This is a genomic window from Jiella flava (genome assembly GCF_017349315.1).
In the GTDB taxonomy this organism is placed as follows: domain Bacteria; phylum Pseudomonadota; class Alphaproteobacteria; order Rhizobiales; family Rhizobiaceae; genus Jiella; species Jiella flava.
This window is the reverse complement of the sequence record NZ_JAFMPP010000001.1, coordinates 157,013-174,981: the sequence shown is the minus strand read 5'-3', so window position 1 is coordinate 174,981 and position 17,969 is coordinate 157,013. Positions and strand designations below refer to the sequence as shown.

Here is a 17,969-nt window from a genome sequence, read left to right as displayed (position 1 = left end):
CTCGGCGCCGCGCCCCCCGATCGGCCCGCATGCCCCGCGTTCGACAGCGTATGTCAGCCGACGATGCGCGCGTTGCCGCATGACAGATTGTCCACCCGCACGTCGAGTTCGCCCAGTCCAACACCCGCGACGGCGAGAGTGGTGTTGAGAACGTTGTCGAGCGGTGAGGAAAGGCCGATCAGCACGTTCGAAACCGCTTGCTGGATCAGCGAGGATGACAGACCGAGCCCAAGAACGCTGACCTGGACCTCGGTGTCCCGCAACAAACTTGTGGTGAGGCTTTGGAATAGGGTCTGGGTGCGCGCCGTCTTGATCGTTCCGTCGCCGATTTCCGATCCGCGGAAGGTGACGATGATCGGAGTGGTCTGTTCGGCGGCGACATTGCCTTTGGCTCTGACCTTCGCCAGCAAGGCGTCGACGATCGTCGCAAAATCGAGGCGGTCGCCGACATTGGCGTCCGATAATGGCTTGTCGAAATGACCGATCGAGGCGCGAGCGATGCCTGGCAGGACAGCGAGTTTCACCTCTCGTGCGCTCGGATCGAGCGAGCAGGTCGCGCCGACGACTTCAGCAGAGCCCCCGGCGACGACCGCTTCGAGGGGAATTTGCAGCGGTTTCAGACCGGCGACGATCGCTGCGGTGCTGATGGAAAGACGCGTGCGAACCTGGTCGGTCGCGATCTTGGAGCCCACTCCGCCGACCGCGACCGACTTCGCCGACTGCATGCCCTCACCGATCTGCATGGCCAACGAGATCGATGCCACGTAGGGCAGATTCAAATTCACGTTGCCGGTCGTGCCGATGCCTTGGCTGCGCAGGGACGCGAAGATCAGATCAAGCACCGAAATGTCGGCGCTGAAGATCGACGGCGGATATTGGATTGCGAGTTTCTTCTGGTAATCATCGAAAGTGATGAGATCGTTCATGCTGGTCGTTGCGTTGCCGAGAAGCGGCGAATTCGCGATTTTCTGAAGGGCCGATGCGGCCGGAAGATTTCCCTGCGAGGCCATCGCCTGGGACATTGCCGTGGCAATCGCCGAGACTTTGAAGGACTGTCCGATGAGGTCCAGAGTCGTGCGGTTTGCATCCGCCGGCAGGCTCGCGGACAGGCCTGTCAGCAGCCCGCCGAGATCGACCGTGGCACCGGCGAGCGACTGATAATCGAGCACGGTCAGTCCGATGCCGCCGCCGAGCAGAGGGCCGACGATGGCATTGAGAAGGTCCGGCTCTGCCGAGGCCAGCCGACTGCCCGCCGAAAACGAAACGACCGGGAACAGCGCTGCGTCGGACCGGGTGCTGATTTCCACCTCACCCATGCCGAGCAGCTTGCCGAAGATGAAGGGCATCGTGGTGGCCGCTGTCACGCGGATGGCGTTGCCCGTCACGGCCGGAGCGAAGCGCGCGTCACGATCGATCTTCGGATCTTTGGTGTACTGGCCGATTTGAACGGCGGCCTTGGCATTCTTAAAGCCATTTGCGGCGAGCATTGTCTCGACGACCGTTTGGGCCTCGTCCGGGCGCTGTGCCGCAGCCAGCGCCGCGGCGTCGGTGGCGCTTTGCAGCGAGCGGCGTTCAAGGTAGGCCGAGCCGACGTCGACAGCGAAGGCGCTGGCGCCGAGAACGACCGGCAAGGTCAGGGCGAAGGTCACCGCGATCGAGCCGGCCGTTGAGGCCGTCAGTTCGCGGATCCTGGCGGGAAGACCGGTCACGGCAGCAGCACCGTGGCGGTTCGCTGGATCGATGACGGTAGGCCGATCGCCTCGGTCAGGAGCTGCGGTGTGGGGAGATAGGACGCGTCATAGTCCAGTGTCACGGTCAAGGCGCCGTTCTTTTCGACCCCCGTGCCTTTGAGGTTTTGCTGCCGGATCAGCACATATTGTCCGGCGTCCGCTGTGATCCGCCGATTGATCAGCGCCTCGCGCTCCTGGGGCGTGAGGCCGACCATGGCATAGCGACCGACATCGGCGGCGATCTGCTGCAACGAGTGCGAGATTCCAAGATACCAGGCGCAGAAAATCATCGCGAACAGCAGGAGCAAAAACACTGGCATCAAGAGCGCGAATTCGACGGCATTGCTACCGTTGCGGTTCTTTAGGAAGCATAATATGGCTGAAAATGCGGATTTTTCCGCACATAGTCCACTTGCAGCTGGCGTTGGGGCGGCCGGAAGCGGGGGCATAGACAATCTCCAGATCATGATTCCGTCGAACGGGATGCTGATCCAAAGTTGTAAAGGTTTCTACATCTGCCTGAGCGGTAAGGTTGACGTTTCGTGAATAGACGTCAGTATTTCAAACTATCGTATTCGAAACCGTTGCGATTGCTGACATAAAGGTTTCTGAAACGCTTTAAAATGAGGGATTTTTCCGGCGAGGCGAACGATAATCGGCCGAAAGGACGATGAATAAGTCTCGTGAAATTCGTTAAATGCGACGGAATGTCGCAGTATTTTAGCGTAATGTAACTGTCTCAATTGAGGCATTTGCAATGTGTTTCTTGAATTATGCGTGAAAACCTACAGGCTCCGAGCGCCCGGAGGTCGCGGCCTCAGACGCTCGGGATTTGCCGCTGCGGTTTCAACTGCCCGGATAAAAGCGGTAGCTTTGGCCAATTTCCTGGGCGAGGCGATTGTTGTCGCGAATGAAGCCTTCCAAAAATTCGTGCAAGCCGCCGTCGATGATCTGGCGCACGCTCGCCCCGGCAAGCCGCTCGCGGATCGCCATCGCCGTGTTGTGGCAAGGGTGATGAACCTCGTAATTGCGGTCGAGATATCCGAGACTCTCGGCGATCAGATGGTAGCAATGGGCGAGCGAGCGCGGCATGCGCCGGTTCAACATCAAGAAGTCGATGATGTTCACCGCCTGATACTCGCCGTCATACTCCCAGGCATAAGCCCGGTGCGCCGAGACTGAGCGCAGGATCGAGCGCCATTGGAAATTGTCCAGTGCCGAGCCGACCTGGCTGTGCTCGGGCAAGAGCAGCCAATATTTGACGTCGAGGATGCGGGCGGTGTTGTCGGCACGTTCGATGAAGGCACCGAGATTGCAGAAGTCGAAGATCTCGTTGCGCAGCATCGTCGTTTGGAAGGCCCCGCGGATCAGGGCGCCCTGGCGTTTGACGAGGTCGATCACCGCCGGCAGTTCGCGCGTCGAGACCGGTGCCGACAGCCGGCGCTGGATCACCAGCCAGCTTTCGTTGACCGCCTCCCACAGCTCGCGGGTCAGCGCGGTGCGCACCATGCGTCCGTTGGTGCGCGCGGTCTCCAGCGAGGAGCGAACGCTCGACGGATTGTCGCGATCGCAAAGCATGAAGTCGATGACGGTTTCCGCATCGTAGTCTTGGTACTTGGCGTTATAGGCCGCCTCGACCCCGGCTGAGACCAGCACCGGCTGCCATTCGTCGGGTTCGGAGGACAGGTTGGTCAAGGAAATGCGTTGGCCGGCGTCGAGGAGCCGGGCAGTGTTTTCGGCCCGCTCGATGTAGCGGAACATCCAGAAGAGGCCGTTGGCGGTGCGTCCAAGAAGTGCCATCGATCAGTCCCTCAAAACCCAGGTGTCCTTGGTGCCGCCGCCTTGGCTGGAATTGACCACCAGAGAGCCCTCCTTAAGGGCGACGCGGGTAAGGCCGCCGGGGATGATCCGGACCTTGTCGGAAACGAGAACGAAGGGGCGCAGGTCGACGTGGCGCGGGGCGAGCCCGCCATCGACGAGGATCGGCACCGTGGACAGCGCCAGCGTCGGCTGGGCGATGTAGTTGGACGGTTTTTTCTTCAACTTTTCGGCAAAGAGCTCCCGCTCGTCGCGGCTTGAGGTCGGCCCGACCAGCATGCCGTAGCCGCCGGAGCCGTGCACCTCCTTGACCACCAGCTCTTCGAGATGGTCGAGAACGTATTTCAAACTGTCGTCGTCGGCGCAACGCCAAGTCGGCACGTTCTGCAGTTTGGCCGGCCTGCCAGTATAGAACTCGACGATCTCGGGCATATAGGAATAGATCGCCTTGTCGTCGGCGATCCCTGTTCCCGGCGCATTGGCGATGGTGATGCCGCCGTTCTTGTAGACGTCCATGATACCCGGAATGCCGAGCATCGAGCTGGGATTGAAGACGTTCGGATCGAGAAAGGCGTCGTCGACGCGGCGATAGAGCACATCGATCGGCTTGTAGCCTTCGGTGGTGCGCATCTGGATGCGGCCGTCGATTTCGGCGACGTCGGAGCCTTCGACAAGTTCGACGCCCATTTGGTCGGCAAGGAAGGCGTGTTCGAAAAAGGCCGAGTTGTAGATGCCGGGTGTCAAAACGGCGATCGTCGGCGTTCCCTCGCAGGCCGGCGGCGCGACGGCGGCGAGCGAACGGCGCAGATGATGGGGATAGGTTTCCACCGGCCGCACCCGGTTCTGCGCGAACAGCTCCGGGAACATCTGCATCATGGTTTCGCGGTTTTCGATCATGTAGGAGACGCCCGACGGGGTGCGGGCGTTATCTTCCAGGACGTAGAACTCGTTTTCGCCGCAGCGCACGATGTCGGTGCCGATGATGTGGGTGTAGACGCCGCCGGGCGGGCGAAAGCCGCGCATGACGTCGAGAAACGCTTCGTTGCCGGCGATCAGGCGCTCGGGCACCTTGCCGGCCTTGATGATCTCCTGGTCATGGTAGAGATCGTCGAGAAAGGCGTTGAGGGCGGTGACGCGTTGCTCGATGCCCTCGGCGAGATTGTCCCACTCGGCGCGCGCCATGATCCGCGGAACGAGGTCGAAGGGGATCAGGCGCTCGGCGGCTTCGTGCTGACCATAGACGTTGAAAGTGATGCCGGTGCGCCGGAAAAAGGCTTCGGCCTCGCCCGCCTTTTCGCCGAGGAGGGTCGGATCTTGGTCCTTATACCACTCGTGAAAGCGGCCATAGGGATCGCGGACGACTTCGTCCGTCACGAGCATCTCGTCGAATGGTTTCACTGGCGTTCTCCGTTTCGCTCCTAGCTAAAGAGAAAGCCGCAATTGAGAAAATCAAGGGAATTCGACCGTCTATCACTGGAATTTCGAAGCAGCTCGGAGAAGATTGCCCGGCTTGACGCAAGGGGTGACGGTGGGTTGAGGGCGGCCGTAATTGGTTTGATGCGAGATGAAAATCGGCTGACGGTTTGCCAGGCGGCGCCAATGAGCATTACACATTTCCGGCTTTGACGGACGGCTGGAAATGGCGAGTACGCGCAACGACGAAACGACACGGTTGGACGAGGCGGCCCGGGCCGGGTGGCTCTACTATGTCGCCGGCAACACCCAGGACCAGATCGCGGCGAAGCTTGGCATTTCCCGCCAAGCGGCCCAGCGGCTGGTGTCGCTGTCCGTTTCGGCGGGGCTAGTGCGGGTCAGGATCGACCATCCGATCTCGGCCTGCCTGGAGCGCGCGGAGCTTCTGAAGCAACGATTCGGTCTTCGTCATTGCGAGGTGGTGCCGACGGATCCGACCTCGGCATCAACGACGCTCGGCGTCGCCGAAGCCTGTGCCGCCGAGATGGAACGGCATCTGCGGCGCGATGAGCCGATCGTCATCGCTCTCGGCACCGGCCGGACCTTACGGGCCGCCGTCGAGCATCTGCCGCCGATGAGCTGCGAGCAGCACCGGATCGTTTCGCTCACCGGTAATATCGCGCCCGACGGATCCGCGTCGGTCTACAACGTGATCTATTCCATGGCCGATCAGGTGAAGGCGCCGCATTACCCGATGCCGCTGCCGGTGGTCGTCTCGACCGCCGAGGAGCGCCAGCTCCTGCATCAGCAGAAGGTTGTGGTGCGCACGTTGCGGCTGGCGGACGAAGCAACGGTGACATTCGTCGGCGTCGGCGAGATCTCGGCCAAGGCACCGCTCGTCGTCGACGGCTTCATCACGCCTGAGGAACGGGACGATCTCGTGCGGCTCGGCGCTGTTGGCGAAATCGTCGGCTGGGTGTTCGACACGTCGGGCACGCTGATCGATTGCGCATTCAACGAGCGCGTCGCCAGCGCGTCGATTCCCGCGACGAGCCGCAGCGACGTGATCGCCGTCGCCATGGGGCCGGCCAAGACGCCGGCGATTCGGGCGGTGGCGACCGGCGGACTGATCAGCGGGCTGATCACCGACGAAGCGACGGCCGATCGACTTCTGACTTGCTAAAAAGCCGAATCAGTCGCCGAGAGCACCAATAAAGCTGCGACCGCATAGCGCGTTTCGGCGACACCTCGGCTTGCCGTTCCAAGGGGACGGATCGGGGACAAATTGGTGTGGTCGGGCACGCTGACGGCACTGGCTTGATACACGCTCTGCGCGTGAGGATGCGCCCGCCGCCGATCCTCTGATGGCCGCATCCGGCCGAAGCAATGCACTGTAACGCCCTGCTTTATCGACTCATCATCAAATCGCAGGCTCGTGCCTCCCGGTGGTTGCCGCCGCCCGCCCCTGATCCATCTTCGAGCGCAACGCGATTTTGATGGCGGATCCGGGCGGACGGCTTCGTGCTGCATTGCGGCATGAAATTTGGTTGACATGACATCGTCACCAAGTGAATATTTGCCCTGCGATTGAGTAATTGCTCATCTTCGAGCTGGGAGGCTCCCATGAAATTGTCCCTAACGGCGGCGGCTGCGGCGTCGCTGATTGCCTGCGTCGCGTTACCGGCGTCGGCGCAGACGACGCTGACGATCGGCACCGTCAACAACTCCGACATGATCCGGATGCAGAAGCTGACGCCGGAGTTCGAGAAGGCGCATCCGGATATCAAGATCAACTGGGTGACGCTGGAAGAGAACATCCTGCGCCAGCGTGTCACCACTGACATCGCGACCGGTGGCGGGCAGTTCGACATCATGACCATCGGCACCTACGAAGTGCCGATCTGGGCCAAGCAGGGCTGGCTGAAGCCGCTTGACAAGCTCGGCGCCGACTATGACGAAAAGGACCTTATCCCGGCGATCCACAGCGCGCTGTCGAATGACGGCAAGCTCTACGCCGCGCCGTTTTATGCTGAGGGCGTGCTGACGCTCTACCGCAAGGACCTGTTCGAGAAGGCCGGGCTGACCATGCCCGAGAAGCCGACTTGGGACTTCATCGCCGAAGCTGCCGAGAAGATCACCGACAAGAGCGCCGGCGTCTACGGCATCTGCCTGCGCGGCAAGCCGGGCTGGGGCGAAAACATGGCCTTCCTCGGCAATATGGCTCGCGAATTCGGTGCCAATTTTTTTGACGCCAATTGGCAGCCGCAGTTCGAGAGCGAAGGCTGGAAGAAAGCCGTTTCGCTTTATGTCGACCTGATGACCAAATACGGCCCTCCGGGGGCGGCTTCCAACGGCTTCAACGAAAACCTCCAGTTGTTCGGCCAGGGCAAGTGCGGCATGTGGATGGACGCCTCGGTGGCGGCTTCCTTCGTCACCGATCCGAAGCAGAGCCAGGTGCCGGACAAGGTCGGCTTCGCGCCGGCGCCCTGCGGCACCGACAGCTGCCCGAATGATGGCTTCAACTGGCTGTGGGCGTGGAACCTGGCGATCCCGAACTCGTCGAAGAAGGTAGAAGCGGCGCAGACCTTCATCGCCTGGGCGACGTCCAAGGAATATCTCGATCTCGTCGCCAAGCAGGACGGCTGGGCGAATGTGCCTCCGGGCACTCGCACCTCGCTCTACAAGAATCCGGAATACATCAAGGCCGCGCCGTTCGCCGAGGCGACCTTGAACGCCATCCAGCATGCCGATCCGTCGCCGACCAAGGACAAGCCCTATTATGGTTTGGAGTTCGCGGCGATCCCGGAATTCCAGGGAATCGGCACGGCGGTTGGCCAGCAGATGGCGGCGGCGCTCTCGGGTTCCTCGACGGTCGATCAGGCGCTGAAGCAGAGCCAAGCGATCGCGACCCGCGAGATGCAGCGCGGGGGTTACCTAAAACGGTAACGCTGCAGGCGCCTCGTCTTCTCGAAGGCGCGTCGATATCGGGTACGGGCGGCCAGCCATTAAAGAGCCGCCCGGTCCAACGGCTAGGGAGAACGGCTGGGTTCCAAGCGACCGTCTTGTGGCGGTAGCTCATGAATTCGGTCTGGACACTATCTTCCTGCCAACGCCGCGGCGTTGCGCCGGGCCGGCCTATTCTGGCTGGTAACCGGCGCTGCGGCGCATTGTTAGAAAAGCGGCACGGGGGCGTAGCCCACAGGCCGCTTTGATTCTGCGACTTCCCGCCGATATCGATCGGGCGGCAGAACGAGTAGCGCGATGGCGACCTTGCATACCAAGACTGCGGCGCGTGCCATGATGGCACCGGCGGTAATCGTCCTCCTGATCTGGATGGCGGTGCCGCTCGCGATGACGCTGTATTTCTCGACGCTGAACTATACGCTCTACAACCCGATCTCGCAGCCCTTCGTCGGCTTTGACAATTACAGCTACTTCCTCGCCGATCCGACCTTTCTTGCCGCGCTCGTCAATACGCTGGTCCTGGTTGTTGGTGTGCTCGCCATCACGGTGATCGGCGGCATTTTGGTCGCTCTGCTGCTCGATCAGGACTTTTACGGCGTCAACATCGTCCGGCTATTGGTGATCGCCCCCTTCTTCGTCATGCCGACGGTGGCCGCTCTGGTCTGGAAGAACATGATGATGAACCCAGTCTACGGGGTCATCGGTCAGTTTCTGACCGCCATCGGACTGACCCCGATCGACTGGATGACCGAGGTGCCGTTGCTGTCGATCATCATCATCGTCGCTTGGCAGTGGCTGCCCTTCGCCACCCTCATTCTGCTGACGTCGCTGCAGTCGCTCTCGGCCGATCAGAAGGAAGCGGCCGAGATGGACGGGGCCGGGGCGTTGTCGATCTTCTGGTACATCACCCTGCCGCATATGAGCCGGGCAATCACCGTGGTGATCTTGATCCAGACGATCTTCCTGTTGTCGATCTTCGCCGAGATCCTGGTGACGACCCAGGGCGGGCCGGGCTCGCAGTCGACCAACATCACCTATCTCGTGGCGCAGCAGGCGACCTCCTATGGCGACATCGGCGCGGCATCGGCCGGCGGCATCGTCGCGGTCGTTCTGGCCAACATCGTCGCGATATTCCTCGTCCGCCTGATCGGCAAGAACCTCGACGCCTGAGGGAGGGCAAGCAATGGCACGCAGCGTCTCTATACAACGCAAGATCGGCATGACGATCCTCGCCTGGTCGGTCGGGCTGTTGATCTTCTTCCCGATTCTTTGGACCTTCCTCACCTCGTTCAAGAGCGAGCTCCAGGCAATCTCGATCCCGCCGGTCTTCGTCGACTTTCACTGGACGCTGGAGAACTACCGGACCATCCAGACCCAGTCGAACTATCTGCATTTCATGATGAACTCGATCTACCTCTCGCTCGGCTCGACCGTGCTGGGGCTGATCTTCGCCATTCCCGCCGCCTGGGCGATGGCGTTTTCGCCGACCGAGCGAACCAAGGACATCCTGCTCTGGATGCTGTCGACCAAGATGCTGCCGGCCGTCGGCGTGCTGATCCCGATCTATCTCCTCTTCGTCCGATTCGGGCTGCTCGATTCTCGCCTCGGCCTGATCGTCGTTCTGTTCCTGATCAACCTGCCGATCATCGTCTGGATGCTCTATACCTACTTCAAGGAAATCCCTGGTGAGATCCTTGAGGCGGCGCGCATGGACGGAGCGGGGCTTGCCAAGGAAATCGTCCATGTGCTCGCGCCGATGGCGGTGCCGGGGATTGCCTCGACGATACTACTCAACGTCATCCTGTCCTGGAACGAAGCCTTCTGGACGCTGAACCTCACGACATCCAACGCGGCGCCGCTGACCCAGTTCATCGCCTCATTCTCGAGCCCTCAGGGCAACTTCTATGCGAAGCTTTCGGCCGCTTCGATGCTGGCCATCGCGCCGATTTTGATCGTCGGCTGGTTCTCCCAGAAGCAGCTGGTGCGCGGCCTCACTTTCGGCGCCGTCAAGTAAGGAATTCCGATATGGGACAGATCCATCTCGAAAAGGTGCGCAAGACCTTCGGTGATGTCGTCATCATTCCCGAACTCGACCTGAAGATCGAGGACGGCGAATTCGTGGTCTTCGTCGGCCCGTCCGGCTGCGGCAAGTCTACGCTGTTGCGGCTGATTGCCGGGCTGGAGGACGTCACCAGCGGTGAGATCATGATCGATGGCGCGCAGGCGACGGCGCTGCCGCCGGCCAAGCGCGGCCTTGCCATGGTGTTCCAGTCCTATGCGCTCTATCCGCATATGAGCGTGCGCAAGAACATCGCCTTTCCCCTGAAGATGGCCGGCATGGACAAGGCCGAAATCGACAGGCGGGTGGACTACGCCGCCAAGACCCTCAATCTCGACGCCTATATCGACCGGCGGCCGGCCCAGCTGTCGGGCGGCCAGCGTCAGCGCGTCGCCATCGGTCGGGCGATCGTGCGCGAGCCGGCGGCCTTCCTCTTTGACGAGCCGCTGTCGAATCTCGACGCGGCCCTTCGCGTCGGCATGCGGTTGGAGATTTCCGAGCTGCATCAGCGGCTGAAGACGACGATGATCTACGTCACCCACGACCAGGTCGAGGCGATGACCATGGCCGACAAGATCGTCGTCCTTCGGGCCGGCAAAATCGAGCAGGTCGGTACGCCGCTGGAACTCTATACCAATCCGCAGAACACCTTCGTCGCCGGTTTCATCGGCTCGCCCCGGATGAACCTTTTGAGCGGCGCCGAGGCCGAGAAATACGGCGCCGCAACGATCGGCATCCGTCCCGAGCATCTGCGACTGTCGACCACTGAAGGTGACTGGACGGGCACCGTGAAGGTCTCCGAGCATCTCGGCTCCGACACCTTCCTGCATGTCGAGACGCCGGTGCATGACGAGCCGATCACCGTGCGCGCCGATGGCGAGTTCCCCATCCACGCCGGCGACACGGTCTATCTCTCGCCGCAACAGGACAAGCTGCATCGCTTCAACGCGGAAGGCTTGTCGATCCGCTGAGATCGGCGGCCCACCCGCGTCGCGTGCCGATCCTTCGCTGTCCGGTCGGCATGTTTGACCCCCAAAATTTAGGAGATCGTCCGATGAGCATCAGGCTTTCCGAAACCACCCTTGCCGAAATCGATGGTAAGGTCGCGGTGCCCACCTACGATCGCTCGAAGCTGTCGGCGGGCATCCTGCATTTCGGTGTCGGCAACTTCCACCGGGCGCATCAGGCGGTCTATCTCGATGCATTATTCGAGACGGGCAAGGGCCATGACTTCGCCATCGTCGGTGCTGGCGTGATGCCGTCGGACCAGGCGATGCGCGACAAGCTCTCGGCCCAGGACTTCCTCACTACGGTCGTCGAGCAGGACAATGCCCGCACCAGCGCCCGCGTCACCGGGCCGATGGTCGACATTCTGCCCGTCGCTGATGCGGCGGCGATCATCGCCAAGCTTGCCGACCCGGCGATCAAGATCGTCTCGCTGACGGTGACCGAGGGCGGCTATTTTATCGATTCCGACGGTGTCTTCGATCCGAGCCATCCGGCGATCGCCGCCGACGGCCAGAACCCCGACGCGCCGAAGACCGTGTTCGGCCTGATCGGCGCCGGCCTGAAGCGACGGCGTGAGGCGGGCATCGCCCCCTTCACGGTGATGTCCTGCGACAACATTCCGCACAACGGCAAGGTCTGCCGGGCCGCCGTCGTCGGTACCGCGCGGCTCTATGACGGCGAATTCGCCGATTGGATCGCGGGACGTGTTGCCTTTCCGAACGGTATGGTCGACCGCATCACGCCGGCGACCAGCGCGCGCGAGATCGACCATTGCCGCGAGAGTTTTGGCATCGATGACGCTTGGCCGGTTTATTGCGAAGAGTTCAAGCAATGGGTGCTGGAGGATCATTTCCCCGCGGGGCGCCCGGCGTTGGAAGAGGTCGGCGTCCAATTCGTGCCGGACGTCACCCCTTACGAGAACATGAAGATCCGCATCCTCAATGGCGGCCACGCGATCATCGCCTATCCGGCCGGGCTGATGGACGTGCACTTCGTGCATGAGGCGATGGAGACGGACCTCGTTGCAAAATTCCTCGACAAGCTCGAGACCGAGGAGATCCTGCCGATCCTGCCGCCGGTGCCAAACACCGATCTGGCGGATTATTACGCCCTGATCAAACGCCGCTTTGCCAATCCGAAGATCGGCGACACGGTGCGCCGGCTCTGCTTGGACGGCTCCAACCGGCAGCCGAAGTTCATCGTGCCCTCGATCCTAGACAATCTGAAGGCCGGCAAGGAGCCGGTCGGGCTCGCCTTGGAAAGCGCGCTGTGGTGCCGTTACTGCCGCGGCGTGACGGAATCCGGCGCAACCATCGCGCCGAACGATCCGAATTGGGACGCGCTTGTCGAACGCGCCAAGGCGGCCGAGAGCGATCCGATGGCCTGGCTGGAGATGACCGAGGTCTACGGCACGCTGAAGGATGAGCCGCGCTTTGCCAAGCCCTTCGCCGACTGGCTGGCGATGCTGGCGGACAAGGGCACCGAGGCGACGCTGAAGACCTATCTCGGCGCGGCCTGAGCGCGAGCCGGCGCGCGGCGTCCGACACTCTGCGCGCCGATGTCCGCCGAGAACAAGGCTCTTCTTGACCACGTGCGAATTGGCGCTGACGCCGCCCGCATCCGCCGCCTCAACGCGTTCTGGCGTAAAGGTAGGAGTCGCGGGGCTCGGTGCTTAAGTTCGGACGGACCCGATACCGCCTGAGAACGCCGTCGCGCAGGAAGCCGGCCTTTTCCATCACTCGGGCCGAGGCGTGATTGTCGACATCGCAAATATCGGCGATCCGCCAGATCCCGTCCTGATGCAGTGCCCAATCCGCCACCGTCGTCAACACTTCGCTTATATAGCCGCGGCCCCAAAATGGCTTGGCGAGCACATAGCCGAAGCCAAGCCGATGCGCCTCTGGCCGGCGCAGCGTAAAGACGCCGCACAGGTCTGGCGCATCATGCTCTACAATGGCGTAGGTCCGCGCCGCCTCGGCCGCGATCGACCGCGCCACAAATGCCTCGGTCTCGCCGATGGCGTTGTGTGGCCGCCAGGTCATGTAACGCATGATCTGTGGGGCGCGCGCATAGCCCTCGAAGATCGCTCGTGTGTCCTGTTGGATAAGGGGCCGCAGCTTCAGGCGGGCTGTCGTGAAGACCTCGAAGAACATGGTCGGCGGGTTCTCCTGGGGCAGGGAGCACCGGTGGGGAAATCTGGTCGGTGAGCCTACGCCGCCTTCGGCGGTCTGTCACGATATGGCGCCGGTCAAGCGCTCCTGCCTCGGCCAGACCGTCGGAATCAATTGTCAAAGACATGCGGTTCTGAGGTGCGAAGAGGGCGAGCCTCTTGTCAGCATCCGTGCGGACGCTCGCAATTTTGTCCGGCTTGTCGAGCGCGCATGGCGACGAGCGGCCGCTTGTCCGGCATCGAGGATGCGGGCAGGTGTTATCTCAGGTCCGATGCACGATCCGTCCTCTGTCGTGTATCCATCGCGCCCTTCCCATTTTCCCCAAAATCCGGCTAGTGGTTTGATTCCGACTTTTGGTACCGTGTTGTCGTGACCGCTCAGCCAATGTCGGAATCGAAATGACCACTAGCCAAGGTTATGATCCTCGTGGATTTTTCGAATTTGACATTTGATTCAACGGACGACCCGAACTGGGAGTCAAATGTCAAATTCAATCCACTAGGTCGCTGCCGGAGCGAAGAGCGGAGGCGGGATGGCTGAGGCGTTTCTCGGCGTCGATGTGGGAACCGGCAGCGCGCGGGCCGGCCTGTTCGACAAGGGCGGGCGGCTGCTTGCGGCGGCACGGCGCGAGATTCGGATCTGGCGTGAAGACCCCAATATCGTCGAGCAATCCTCCGACGATATCTGGCGGGCGATCTGCGAGAGCGTGCGCGCGGCGCTCGCCGCGGCCGGGTTGGCGGGCGAAGACGTCAAAGGGCTCGGCTTCGACGCCACCTGTTCGCTGGTGGTGCTGGATCGGGCGGAGCGGCCGCTCACCGTCAGCCCCTCGGGCGCGAAGGAGCGCAACGTCATCGTCTGGATGGACCATCGGGCCCTCGAACAGACCGCCTGCATCAACGCCACCAACCACGCGGTGCTGCGCTATGTCGGCGGCCGGATTTCGCCGGAGATGCAGACGCCGAAGCTGCTCTGGCTGAAGGAAAACTTGCCGCAGACCTTCCACGCGGCCGGCGACTTCTTCGATCTCGCCGATTATCTGTCATTCCGGGCGACCGGCAGCCGGGCGCGTTCGGCCTGCACGCTGACCTGCAAATGGACCTATCTCGCCCATGAGCGGCGCTTCGACGCCGATTACTTTCGCACCATCGGCCTCGGCGAATTGGCCGACGAGGGCTTTGCCCGAATTGGCACCCAGGTGGTCGATGTGGCAACGCCTCTTGGTGCCGGCTTGACCGAGGCCGCCGCGAATGATCTCGGCCTCGTCGCCGGAACGCCGGTCGGCGCGTCGCTGATCGATGCTCATGCCGGCGGCGTCGGCACCGTCGGCGGGGCCACCAGCGATCATGCGGCGGTCGACCCGACCCGCGAACTCGCCTTCATCATGGGCACCTCCTCCTGCACCATGACGCTGACCCGCGAACCCGTTTTCGTCGATGGCGTGTGGGGGCCATACTACGGCGCGATGATTCCCGGCACCTGGCTGCTTGAGGGTGGCCAGTCGGCCTATGGCGCGGCGCTGGATTACCTCGTCACGCTGCATCCGGCTTTCGCCGCGGCAAAGGCCGATGCGGCCAATGAGGGCGTCTCGGTTCTCGATCTTCTGGAACGACGCGCTGTCGCCATGGCTGGCTCGTTGGAGGCTGCGGCCTTGCTCGGCGCCGAGCTGATCATCGTCCCGGAATTTCTCGGCAACCGCTCGCCCGAGGCCGATCCCCATGCCCGCGCGGCGATTTCCGGCATGACGCTCGCTGCCAGCGAGGAGAGCCTGATCCGGCTGTTCGTCGCCGCCTTGTGCGGCCTGTGCTACGGCACCCGGCAGATCGTCGAGGCGAACCGGGCCAAAGGGCTGGAACTTGGGACGATCGTCGCTTCGGGCGGGGCGTCGCGCTCGGCGCTTCTGCGTCAGATCCTGGCCGATGCGACCGGGCTCACCGTCACCTTGCCGCAGACGCCGGAACCGGTGCTGCTCGGCAGCGCCATGATCGGCGCGGTCGCTCGCGGAGCCCATGACGATCTCAGCGCCGCGGCCCTTGCCATGTGCCGCATCGGCGCGGTGACCCGGCCGACGGAAGGCCCGATCGCGGCGTTTCATGCGGCAAAATTTACGGCCTATGAGGCGCTGCAGCGCTGCGAACGGCAGACCCGAGCGTTGATCGAGCCCTATGTGAAACGCTAACGATTGGTCTTGCCGGGGACGCCGCTTTGTCCGGGCCACGCGCGGCGATCAGCGCCAGCATCGGCCCGAAAATCGGAATCGATTCCCGGGAAGGACGAAAGACGCGCTCGGGGAAACAACGTGCGGCGTTGCGGCGAACCTGTCAGGGACGCCCGCCGAGGCGCCGCCCATTTCAGCCAGTGACGAGGGCCGAGAATGGTCAACCCGGATGACAGCCGCACCATGACCTCGGGCGAGAACACCGCCCCGCCACCGCTTGGCCCTCTCTTGACATTCGCCGCGGTGGTTCCGATCGCTGCGGGCTCGGCCTTTCTATGGATCGGCGATCCGGCCCAATCCTATATCACCGTCAGCATGACGCTTCTGTGGAGCGCGGCGATCCTCGCCTTTCTCGCCGGGGTGCGGCATGCTGTCAGCTTTCGCCATCCGGGTGGGACGACGATCGCGCAAGGCGGCACGATGCTCTGGCTCTATGGCCTCGGCTTCGCCACGATCGTCGAAACTGTCTGGGCCTATACCTTGACCGCCACAACGCTGGCGATTCTCGGCTTTCTCAGTCTGGCGATCCTCGATCCGATCGCCGCCAAGCGCGGCGAGGCGCCGTTGTTCTTCGCCTCGCTGCGCAGCGTGCAGATGGCGATCCCGATCGTCGCGCTGGTGGCGCTCGGCGTCTATGTCTGGCTGAGCCCGCTTTTTGCCTGATCGAGGCGACGCGGCTCTCTCTCTAGCGCCTATGGCGCGTCAGACTGGCTGAGTTCGATCGCCCGCTCGGCGGTCAGGCGATTCTGGCAGGCGGCGGCGACGGTGAAGCGGATCGTGCCGTCCATGTTGCGGGCGTAAAGGCGACTGCACTCGGCGTCGCGAAAGGCGATCCAGGCGCGCTGGGCTTGTTTCAGGCTGATCGCCGCGCCCGGCTCGCCGCCGTTGGCTTTGGCATCCTTGTCGAAGCTTTCCGCGTCGGCCAGCTCGCTCTTATACGTGGTGTTGAGGATGTCGTCCCAGGCCGCCGCCTCGCGGTCGTAACAGCCATTGACGCCATCCTCGCTGTCGTTGCTGAGCGCTTTGACGCAAGGATTGACGATGCTTTCGATACAGCCGCGCGGATCGGCCTTGGCTTTGATCATGCAAGCCTTCAGATCCTGGACGTCCGATCGAGGTTTCGCATTGGCCGCCAGGGCGGGATGGGCAAGACAGGCGATGAGGGGTAGGATTGGCAAGACGTTGCGCATGGATTGGTGACCTGCTGGACGACGGATCGGCCTATCATTGGTCGAAACCGCCGTTCCGGCAATGGAGATTTCGAACATGGACATGTCATCGGTCGTCAGCTTCATCGTTTTTCTGGCGCTGGTCCTTATGGTCGCTTCGAGCGGCGCCGTGTTTAAACCGGGCGCTTGGTACAAGAGCCTCGACAAGCCGGGTTGGACGCCGCCGAACTGGGTGTTTCCCGTCGTTTGGTCGGCGCTCTACGTGATGATCGCGGTCACCGGATGGCGGGTCTATGAAACGGCCGGCCTCGTTGCGCTGCCCTTTGCCGCCTATGCCGTGCAGCTCTGTCTGAACGCGGCCTGGTCCGGAATCTTTTTCGGGATGAAGCGGCCGGGCCTCGCCTTTGTCGACGTCTTGGCCCTGTGGATCGCCGTCGCGATGAACGCGCTGCTGTTTTATCCGATCGATGCGGCCGCCGGCTTGCTGCTGCTTCCCTATCTTCTCTGGGTGACAACCGCCGCTTGCCTCAACTTTGCGGTCTGGCGGCGCAATCCAGGAGCGTTGACCGCCGCGGCCCAGCACGGTTGACCGAAATCACGCCCCGTCGCAAACAAGCGTGGAACGCCAGCGACGGAGATGTGCCCATGCCGAACTTCGCCACCTATCCGAGCCTATCCGGTCGGAGCGTCGTCGTGACCGGCGGCGCCTCGGGCATCGGCGCCGAAATGGTGCGGGCCTTCGCGGCGCAGGGGGCCAAAGTCGGCTTTCTCGACTTCGACGCAGAGACCGCGACGGCGTTATCCGATACGTTGACGGGCCAGGGCGCGCAGGTCGCTTTCGAGCGCTGCGATCTGCGCGACATCACCGCGACCGAGACCGCTCTCGCGGCGCTCGCCGAGCGCAACGGCGCGGCGACAGTGCTCGTCAACAATGCCGCGCGCGATGACCGCCATGGCTGGGAGAGCGTGACGCCGGACTATTATGACGAGCGGATCGCCACCAATCTCAAGCACATGTTCTTTGCCATCAAGGCCGTGGCGCCGGGGATGATCGCCGCCGGGGGTGGCGCGATTATCAATATGGGCTCCAATTCCTGGTGGGAGGCCGGCGGCAACATGCCGGTCTACACCACGGCGAAAGCCGCGGTGCATGGTATGACCCGCTCCTTTGCCCGCGATCTCGGGCCGCATCGGATCCGGGTGAACACCGTGGTGCCCGGTTGGATCATGACCGAGCGGCAGAAAGAGCTGTGGGTCACCGAGGCGGCGATCGAGAAGCATCGCGACCGCCAGTGCCTGAAAGATTTGATCGCGCCGGTCTATGTGGCTCGGATGGTGCTGTTCCTCGCCTCCGACGACGCGGCAATGTGTACCGCCAACAATTATATGGTCGAAGCCGGATCGATCTGACGGCCGCGAATG

General features: G+C 62.6%; 16 protein-coding genes. 10 read left to right on the top strand and 6 right to left on the bottom strand.

Annotation, left to right across the window (positions count from 1 at the left end; genetic code table 11):
- Positions 1-53: 53 nt before the first annotated feature.
- The 4 genes from J1C48_RS00805 to J1C48_RS00790 form a co-directional block, all read right to left on the bottom strand.
- Positions 54-1,709, bottom strand: a complete 1,656-nt coding sequence (locus J1C48_RS00805; RefSeq protein WP_207255741.1) for a pilus assembly protein TadG-related protein — start codon at positions 1,707-1,709, stop codon at positions 54-56.
- Positions 1,706-2,179, bottom strand: a complete 474-nt coding sequence (locus tag J1C48_RS00800; RefSeq protein ID WP_255679392.1) for a TadE/TadG family type IV pilus assembly protein — start codon at positions 2,177-2,179, stop codon at positions 1,706-1,708. The genes J1C48_RS00805 and J1C48_RS00800 overlap by 4 nt, the downstream gene beginning before the upstream one ends.
- Before the next feature lie 397 nt (positions 2,180-2,576).
- Positions 2,577-3,530: an alpha-E domain-containing protein gene (locus J1C48_RS00795; RefSeq protein ID WP_207255739.1), complete on the bottom strand. Its 954-nt coding sequence runs from the start codon at positions 3,528-3,530 to the stop codon at positions 2,577-2,579.
- Positions 3,531-3,533: 3 nt separating this feature from the next.
- Positions 3,534-4,928, bottom strand: a complete 1,395-nt coding sequence (locus J1C48_RS00790; protein WP_207256107.1) for a circularly permuted type 2 ATP-grasp protein — start codon at positions 4,926-4,928, stop codon at positions 3,534-3,536.
- 259 nt (positions 4,929-5,187) lie between these two features.
- On the opposite strand from J1C48_RS00790, the gene J1C48_RS00785 reads away from it, so the two are divergent.
- The 6 genes from J1C48_RS00785 (at position 5,188) to J1C48_RS00760 (ending at position 12,511) form a co-directional block, all read left to right on the top strand.
- The gene (locus J1C48_RS00785; RefSeq protein ID WP_207255738.1) at positions 5,188-6,144 is read left to right on the top strand and encodes a sugar-binding transcriptional regulator; all 957 of its coding nucleotides are present in this window, start codon (positions 5,188-5,190) and stop codon (positions 6,142-6,144) included.
- Between the two features lie 440 nt (positions 6,145-6,584).
- Positions 6,585-7,907 (top strand): ABC transporter substrate-binding protein, encoded by a 1,323-nt coding sequence (locus J1C48_RS00780; protein WP_207255737.1) that lies wholly within the window; start codon positions 6,585-6,587, stop codon positions 7,905-7,907.
- A gap of 315 nt (positions 7,908-8,222) precedes the next feature.
- A complete protein-coding gene (locus J1C48_RS00775) occupies positions 8,223-9,095 on the top strand; it encodes a carbohydrate ABC transporter permease (RefSeq protein WP_207255736.1) in 873 nt (290 codons plus the stop codon).
- Between the two features lie 13 nt (positions 9,096-9,108).
- Positions 9,109-9,939 carry a carbohydrate ABC transporter permease gene (locus J1C48_RS00770; protein WP_207255735.1) on the top strand — a complete coding sequence of 277 codons (831 nt, stop codon included), beginning with the start codon at positions 9,109-9,111 and terminating at the stop codon, positions 9,937-9,939.
- Positions 9,940-9,950: 11 nt separating this feature from the next.
- Entirely contained in the window at positions 9,951-10,955 is a 1,005-nt protein-coding gene (locus tag J1C48_RS00765) for an ABC transporter ATP-binding protein (RefSeq protein WP_207255734.1), read from the top strand.
- Positions 10,956-11,038: 83 nt separating this feature from the next.
- Positions 11,039-12,511 (top strand): mannitol dehydrogenase family protein, encoded by a 1,473-nt coding sequence (locus J1C48_RS00760; RefSeq protein ID WP_207255733.1) that lies wholly within the window; start codon positions 11,039-11,041, stop codon positions 12,509-12,511.
- Positions 12,512-12,620: 109 nt separating this feature from the next.
- Here the strand turns inward: J1C48_RS00760 and J1C48_RS00755 are convergent, their stop codons facing one another.
- Positions 12,621-13,145 carry a GNAT family N-acetyltransferase gene (locus tag J1C48_RS00755; RefSeq protein ID WP_207255732.1) on the bottom strand — a complete coding sequence of 175 codons (525 nt, stop codon included), beginning with the start codon at positions 13,143-13,145 and terminating at the stop codon, positions 12,621-12,623.
- A 550-nt stretch (positions 13,146-13,695) separates the two neighbouring features.
- On the opposite strand from J1C48_RS00755, the gene J1C48_RS00750 reads away from it, so the two are divergent.
- Positions 13,696-15,339, top strand: a complete 1,644-nt coding sequence (locus J1C48_RS00750) for an FGGY-family carbohydrate kinase (protein WP_207255731.1) — start codon at positions 13,696-13,698, stop codon at positions 15,337-15,339.
- A 195-nt stretch (positions 15,340-15,534) separates the two neighbouring features.
- Positions 15,535-16,041, top strand: coding sequence for a DUF3429 domain-containing protein (locus J1C48_RS00745; RefSeq protein ID WP_207255730.1), 507 nt, complete (start codon positions 15,535-15,537; stop codon positions 16,039-16,041).
- A 29-nt stretch (positions 16,042-16,070) separates the two neighbouring features.
- Here the strand turns inward: J1C48_RS00745 and J1C48_RS00740 are convergent, their stop codons facing one another.
- Positions 16,071-16,463 carry a lysozyme inhibitor LprI family protein gene (locus J1C48_RS00740; protein WP_207255729.1) on the bottom strand — a complete coding sequence of 131 codons (393 nt, stop codon included), beginning with the start codon at positions 16,461-16,463 and terminating at the stop codon, positions 16,071-16,073.
- Positions 16,464-16,644: 181 nt separating this feature from the next.
- Here J1C48_RS00740 and J1C48_RS00735 point away from each other — a divergent pair, with 181 nt between their 5' ends.
- Both J1C48_RS00735 and J1C48_RS00730 read left to right on the top strand, forming a co-directional pair.
- Positions 16,645-17,136 carry a TspO/MBR family protein gene (locus tag J1C48_RS00735; RefSeq protein WP_207255728.1) on the top strand — a complete coding sequence of 164 codons (492 nt, stop codon included), beginning with the start codon at positions 16,645-16,647 and terminating at the stop codon, positions 17,134-17,136.
- A gap of 56 nt (positions 17,137-17,192) precedes the next feature.
- Complete coding sequence (locus J1C48_RS00730) at positions 17,193-17,957, top strand: SDR family NAD(P)-dependent oxidoreductase (protein WP_207255727.1); 765 nt, start codon at positions 17,193-17,195, stop codon at positions 17,955-17,957.
- Positions 17,958-17,969: the final 12 nt, after the last annotated feature.

Excerpts from the sequence above, each read along its gene's own strand:
- J1C48_RS00730 (WP_207255727.1), top strand. The coding sequence starts at position 17,193 with ATGCCGAACTTCGCCACCTATCCGAGCCTATCCGGTCGGAGCGTCGTC.
- J1C48_RS00800 (WP_255679392.1), bottom strand. The coding sequence starts at position 2,179 with ATGCCCCCGCTTCCGGCCGCCCCAACGCCAGCTGCAAGTGGACTATGT.
- J1C48_RS00735 (WP_207255728.1), top strand. The coding sequence starts at position 16,645 with ATGGACATGTCATCGGTCGTCAGCTTCATCGTTTTTCTGGCGCTGGTC.
- J1C48_RS00750 (WP_207255731.1), top strand. The coding sequence starts at position 13,696 with ATGGCTGAGGCGTTTCTCGGCGTCGATGTGGGAACCGGCAGCGCGCGG.
- J1C48_RS00775 (WP_207255736.1), top strand. The coding sequence starts at position 8,223 with ATGGCGACCTTGCATACCAAGACTGCGGCGCGTGCCATGATGGCACCG.
- J1C48_RS00790 (WP_207256107.1), bottom strand. The coding sequence starts at position 4,928 with ATGCTCGTGACGGACGAAGTCGTCCGCGATCCCTATGGCCGCTTTCAC.
- J1C48_RS00795 (WP_207255739.1), bottom strand. The coding sequence starts at position 3,530 with ATGGCACTTCTTGGACGCACCGCCAACGGCCTCTTCTGGATGTTCCGC.
- J1C48_RS00780 (WP_207255737.1), top strand. The coding sequence starts at position 6,585 with ATGAAATTGTCCCTAACGGCGGCGGCTGCGGCGTCGCTGATTGCCTGC.
- J1C48_RS00755 (WP_207255732.1), bottom strand. The coding sequence starts at position 13,145 with ATGTTCTTCGAGGTCTTCACGACAGCCCGCCTGAAGCTGCGGCCCCTT.
- J1C48_RS00765 (WP_207255734.1), top strand. The coding sequence starts at position 9,951 with ATGGGACAGATCCATCTCGAAAAGGTGCGCAAGACCTTCGGTGATGTC.
- J1C48_RS00740 (WP_207255729.1), bottom strand. The coding sequence starts at position 16,463 with ATGATCAAAGCCAAGGCCGATCCGCGCGGCTGTATCGAAAGCATCGTC.
- J1C48_RS00785 (WP_207255738.1), top strand. The coding sequence starts at position 5,188 with ATGGCGAGTACGCGCAACGACGAAACGACACGGTTGGACGAGGCGGCC.
- J1C48_RS00760 (WP_207255733.1), top strand. The coding sequence starts at position 11,039 with ATGAGCATCAGGCTTTCCGAAACCACCCTTGCCGAAATCGATGGTAAG.
- J1C48_RS00770 (WP_207255735.1), top strand. The coding sequence starts at position 9,109 with ATGGCACGCAGCGTCTCTATACAACGCAAGATCGGCATGACGATCCTC.
- J1C48_RS00745 (WP_207255730.1), top strand. The coding sequence starts at position 15,535 with ATGGTCAACCCGGATGACAGCCGCACCATGACCTCGGGCGAGAACACC.